Source organism: Microbacterium sp. 13-71-7 (assembly GCF_002257455.1).
GTDB lineage: Bacteria > Actinomycetota > Actinomycetes > Actinomycetales > Microbacteriaceae > Microbacterium.
This window is the reverse complement of record NZ_NCKN01000274.1, coordinates 1-4,828: the sequence shown is the minus strand read 5'-3', so window position 1 is coordinate 4,828 and position 4,828 is coordinate 1. Positions and strand designations below refer to the sequence as shown.

The following is a 4,828-nucleotide window of genomic DNA, read 5'->3' as shown; positions in this document are numbered from 1 at the left end:
CGAACCGACGTGGGCGTGCACACCGCGCATCCGCAGCTGCGGACTCGCCTCGATCCGGGTGATGAGCGCCTTCGCGGCCGGGGCGGTGAGCCCGAACTTGGATCCGACCTGCCCGGTCTGCACGTGCGGATGCGTGGAGGACTCGACCTCCGGGATCAGCCGCACGAGCACGTCCTGGGCGCGTCCGTCCGGCACGAGGCGCTCCAGGCGGTCCACGTCGTCGGCGTTGTCCACGACCACCAGGCCGACGCCGGCGTCCACCGCGATCCGCAGCTCCTCCGTGGTCTTCGCATTCCCGTGCATGACGAGCAGTGCGGGGTCGACGCCCGCACGCAGCGCGCTGAGGATCTCGCCGCCGCCGGCGACGTCCAGTCCGATGCCCTCCTCGACCATCACCCGCTGCACAGCGGTGGCGGGGAAGGCCTTCGACGCGAACACCACGCGGCCGTTCGGCCGGCGCGAGGTCAGTGCGGTGCGGTACTCCTGCGCGCGGGCGCGCAGCGCGGCCTCGTCGACGATGATCGCCGGGGTGCCGAACTCTCGGGCGAGGTCGTCGACGCGGCATCCGCCGATCCGCAGGGTGCCGTCGGCATCGACGTCGGTCCCGACGGGGAGGAGCTCGAGCAGGGGGTGCGGCATGGGTTCGCCCTTCGTTCGGTTCGGAGTCTACGCAGGGGCCGCGGCTCGAGAGCCGCGGTCCCTGCGGTGCGGGGATCGGGGATCCACCGCACCCGTGGGTCAGTCGAGGTCGGGGGCTGCGGCCCCGCGGGGCACGACGACCACCGGAACGGGGGAGTGGCGCACGACCTTCGCGGCGTGCGAGCCGAGGAACACCCGGGCGAGCGGTCCCAGCGCGCTCGAGCCCACCACGAGCACCTCGTCGGCCCGCCACTCGACCTGCGCCATCGCGGAGTCCCAGCTGTCGCCCACGCCGACCTCGGTGCCCGCGATCCGCGGGGCGGGTTCGAGGTGCGACACCCGCGCGAGCAGGTCGCCGGCCTGACGCTCGATGTCCTCCGTCCACTGCCGCGCGATGCGCTTCTCGACGTCGAGCCCGGCCCCCGAGGTGCCGGATTCGGGCGGCACGACGGCGAACGAGGCGATGCGCAGATCGGCGCCCACCGCGGCGGCCACGCCGGCCGCGCCGAGCACGAGGTCGCCGGAGGAGTCCGTCCCTCGGAACGCCGCCGTCACCAGGCCGACGCGCGCGTCCTCGGCGACGCGGAAACCGCGCGGCGCGATCGCGACAGGCACCGGCGAGGCGTGCAGCAGCGCGTCGCTCTCCGAGCCGAGCGCGATGCGGCCCACGGAGGCGGTGGACGACGAGCCGATCACGATGAGGGCGGAGCCGCGTTCGACCGCGAGCTCGGCGAGCCCGCGCCGGGCGGAGGGCGCCTCGTGCACGAGGTATTCTGCGCGGACGCTGCCGCCCAGCACGGCGGCGGCGTGATCGAGCACGAGGTTCGCGGTGTCGCGCGTGTAGCCGCGCCATTCCGCGTCAGCGCTTCCCGCGGCCAGCGGCCACGTCTGCGGAAGCACCGCGGCGACCACGAGGTCGGTGCCGGCGGAGCGGGCCAGCATCGCCGCGAGGTGCAGCACCGCTGTGGAGCGGTGGGCCGGATCGAGGCCGACGACGAGGCTCATCTCCGGTCCGCCTTGCGGCGGGCCTCGGCCGCCTCGCGCACGGCTCGGGTGCTGGGCTGTGCGACGTTCGTCGTGTACGGCGCCTCGGCCGCGATCACGGGGTGTCCGACCTGCAGCGCGGAGTGCCGGCGGCCGTAGAACCAGTAGAAGACGAGGAAGACCGCGGTCCAGGCCAGGAACACCAGGATCGTGACCAGGCGCAGCTGGGTGATGATCGCGATGCAGCCGATGATCGAGAGGATCGGGATCGTCCAGCCCAGCGGGAGGCGGAAGCCCCGCTCCAGCTCGGGCTCGCGCACCCGCAGGATGATCACGCCGAGGGAGACCACCAGGAACGCCACGAGGGTGCCGATGCTCGTCATCTCCGCGAGGAAGTCGATCGGGACGACCGCGGCGAGCACGCCGGTCGCGATCATGACGATGACGGTGTTGGGGATCGGCGTCATGGTGCGCGGGTCGACCTTCGCGAAGACCTTCGGGATCATCCCGTCGCGGGACATCGCGAACAGGATGCGCGTCTGGCCGTAGAGGCAGACCAGGGTCACCGAGAAGATCGAGATGATGGCGCCGATCGCGACCACGGTGCCGGGCCAGGTGGATCCGATGATGTTCTGCAGGATCGCGGCGAGGCCGGCGTCCTGGTTCTCGAACTTCTCGGGCGCCTGGGCGCCGAGCGCGGCGAGGCAGGTGAGCACGTACAGCGTGATGATGATCCCGAGCGCGAACATGATCGCAAGCGGCAGATTGCGCTTGGGATTCTTCGCCTCGTCGCCCGCCGTGGAGACCGCGTCGAGTCCGACGAAGGAGAAGAAGATGATTCCGGCCCCGCCGACCACGCCGGCGAGCCCGGCGGGGGCGAAGTTGTGGAAGTGGTCGGTGTTCCAGCCGGTGAACGCGACCGCGCAGAAGAACAGCACGACCGAGATCTTGATGACCACCATGATGCTGTTCACGAGGGTGGACTCGCGGGCGCCGCGCATGAGCAGCAGCGCGCAGAGCACGATCACGATCACGGCGGGGATGTTCACGATGCCGCCCTGCTCTGGCGCCTGCGAGAACTGGACCGGGATCTGCCAGCCGAGCAGGTTCTGCAGCAGCTGGTTGACGTACTGGGACCACCCGACGGCGACCGCCGCGGTGGAGACGCCGTACTCCAGGAGGAGGCAGGCGCCGACCGCCATCGCGGTGCCCTCGCCGAGGGTCGCGTAGGCATAGGAGTAGGTGGATCCGGACACGGGCACGGCGCCGGCCATCTCCGCATAGCAGAGCGCTGTGAGCCCTGCCACGACGCCGCCGATCACGAAGGACCAGATCACGGCGGGACCGGCGATCGGCACGGCCTGCGACAGGATGAAGAAGATCCCGGTGCCGAGTGTTCCGCCGACGCCGATCATGGTCAGCGAGAACAGGCCGATGCTCCTCTTCAGGTGCACCTCCCCGGTCGCGACGGGCGCAGTGGGTTTCCGGCGCAGCAGCTGCTGGGCGATGGTGGGCATGGACCAATCTCCTTCGAATGGTGGGGCCGACCCGCGACGCGGTGCGCCGCGGGAACCTTGTTCAGTCTTCTCGTGTCACCCGGAAGCGCGAGACCTGCGCGTCCACGGCGCCGCGGACGTACCCGCTGGGGGACACCGCCACCGCCTGCAGGAATGCGACGGTCTCGGCCGTGATCTGCTCGCCCGGGATGACGTTCGGGATCCCGGGGGGATAGGCGGCGAGGGTGTCCGCCGAGATGCGCCCGACCGCGTCCGCGGCAGGGACGAGCTCGGTCGCGGAGAAGAAGGCGTCGCGCGGCAGGATCCGCAGCGGTCCGGACGGCGGCAGCGCCGGGAAGGCGCCCGCGTCGCCCGCGGTGCGCTCGGCATGGGCATCCGCCGAGTCGACGGCGGAGATGAGCGCGCGGTGCGCGGTCACGAGATCCGGCGTGGTTCCGGCGCCGATGAGGGCGACGAGGGAGGTCGCCGTGGACATCTCGAAGTAGATGCCGTCCTGTTCGATGAGGCGCTGACGGAGCCAGTGCCCGCTCACGCCCGTGGCGGAGACGTCGATGGGAACGCGCAGCGGGTCGACGGCGACGATGTCCTCGAAGGCGCCGAAGCCGTCGCTGAGGACGGTGAAGCGCGGGTCCTCGCGGAGCGCGTCGCGGAACGACTCCGCCGCGGCGATGGACCGGCCGATCTGCTCCTGGCCCGTCATCAGCGAGTGGCGGGCGATGTCCAGCGAAGCCTGCAGCAGGGCGGAGGACGAGGTCGACGCGGTGAGCGTGACCGCGCGCTCGACCAGCGGCTCCAGACGGTCCGCGAACGGACCGTGCCCGAGATGCAGCATCGCCGACTGGGTCAGGGACCCGGCGAGCTTGTGCGTGCTCGACACGACGAGGTCGGCGCCGAGACGCGTGGGCGACTCCGGCAGGTCGGGGTGGAAGCCGAAGTGCGGACCCCATGCCCCGTCGACGATGAGGGGGGCGCCGTGCGCGTGGGCGACCCTCGCCAGGCCGGCGATGTCTGCGACGGCGCCGAAGTAACTGGGCGAGACGACGTAGACGGCGTTCGCGGCGTGCCCGTCGCGTGCGGCGGAGGTCATGGCCTCGTCGAGAGCCGCCGGGGAGACGCCGTGGGCGATGCCGTGCCTCGCGTCGAGCGAGGGCAGGACGAACGACGGGGTGAGTCCCGCGGTGAGGACGCCGTCGCTGAAGCTGGAGTGGGCGCTGCGCTGGGAGAGGATCCCCGGCCCGAGCCCGCGCACGGCGAGCGCGGCGACGCGGTTGGCCTGAGACGCGCCGCCCGTGAGGAACCAGGTGCGGCGCGCGCCCCAGGCGTCGGCGGCCAGGTCGAGCGCCCGGGAGAGCGGCGAGTCCTCGCCGAGATCGATGCCCTCGAGGAGCATGGGGACGTCGAGCTGCAGCACGCGCTCGCCGAGGAACTCGGCGAGACGAGCGCTGATCCCACGGCCGGCGCCGCCGTGTCCCGGAACCATCAGCTGGATCGGCGCCCGATCCGCGTGCCACTCCAGGGCGTCGGCGTACGGGGTCTCGAGGTGGCGGGGATCCACGATCGGCGAGCCGGACGTCGCGGCGGGGGACGGGTCGAGGGTGAGGGACTCGGGGAACGGCATTGGTCCATGGTGCGCGCTTCCCGGCGAGGGCGGAATCCCCGGAAATTCTCCTGCCCCACATATCCTGTAT

General features: G+C 71.8%; 4 protein-coding genes. All 4 read right to left on the bottom strand.

Annotated features, from left to right (window positions below):
• The coding region (locus B7X32_RS18535) for an alanine racemase (protein WP_292723060.1) at positions 1–639 on the bottom strand (639 nt) is incomplete at its 3' end.
• Positions 640–738: 99 nt separating this feature from the next.
• A complete protein-coding gene (locus B7X32_RS18530) occupies positions 739–1,644 on the bottom strand; it encodes a universal stress protein (protein ID WP_292723058.1) in 906 nt (301 codons plus the stop codon).
• On the bottom strand, positions 1,641–3,140 hold the full coding sequence (locus tag B7X32_RS18525) for an amino acid permease (protein ID WP_292723055.1): 1,500 nt from the start codon (positions 3,138–3,140) through the stop codon (positions 1,641–1,643). The genes B7X32_RS18530 and B7X32_RS18525 overlap by 4 nt, the downstream gene beginning before the upstream one ends.
• Before the next feature lie 61 nt (positions 3,141–3,201).
• Positions 3,202–4,758, bottom strand: coding sequence for a PLP-dependent transferase (locus B7X32_RS18520; protein ID WP_292723052.1), 1,557 nt, complete (start codon positions 4,756–4,758; stop codon positions 3,202–3,204).
• Positions 4,759–4,828: the final 70 nt, after the last annotated feature.

What these genes read in the sequence shown, in the direction of transcription:
- B7X32_RS18520 (WP_292723052.1), bottom strand. Translation starts at nt 4,758, where the DNA reads ATGCCGTTCCCCGAGTCCCTCACCCTCGACCCGTCCCCCGCCGCGACG.
- B7X32_RS18530 (WP_292723058.1), bottom strand. Translation starts at nt 1,644, where the DNA reads ATGAGCCTCGTCGTCGGCCTCGATCCGGCCCACCGCTCCACAGCGGTG.
- B7X32_RS18525 (WP_292723055.1), bottom strand. Translation starts at nt 3,140, where the DNA reads ATGCCCACCATCGCCCAGCAGCTGCTGCGCCGGAAACCCACTGCGCCC.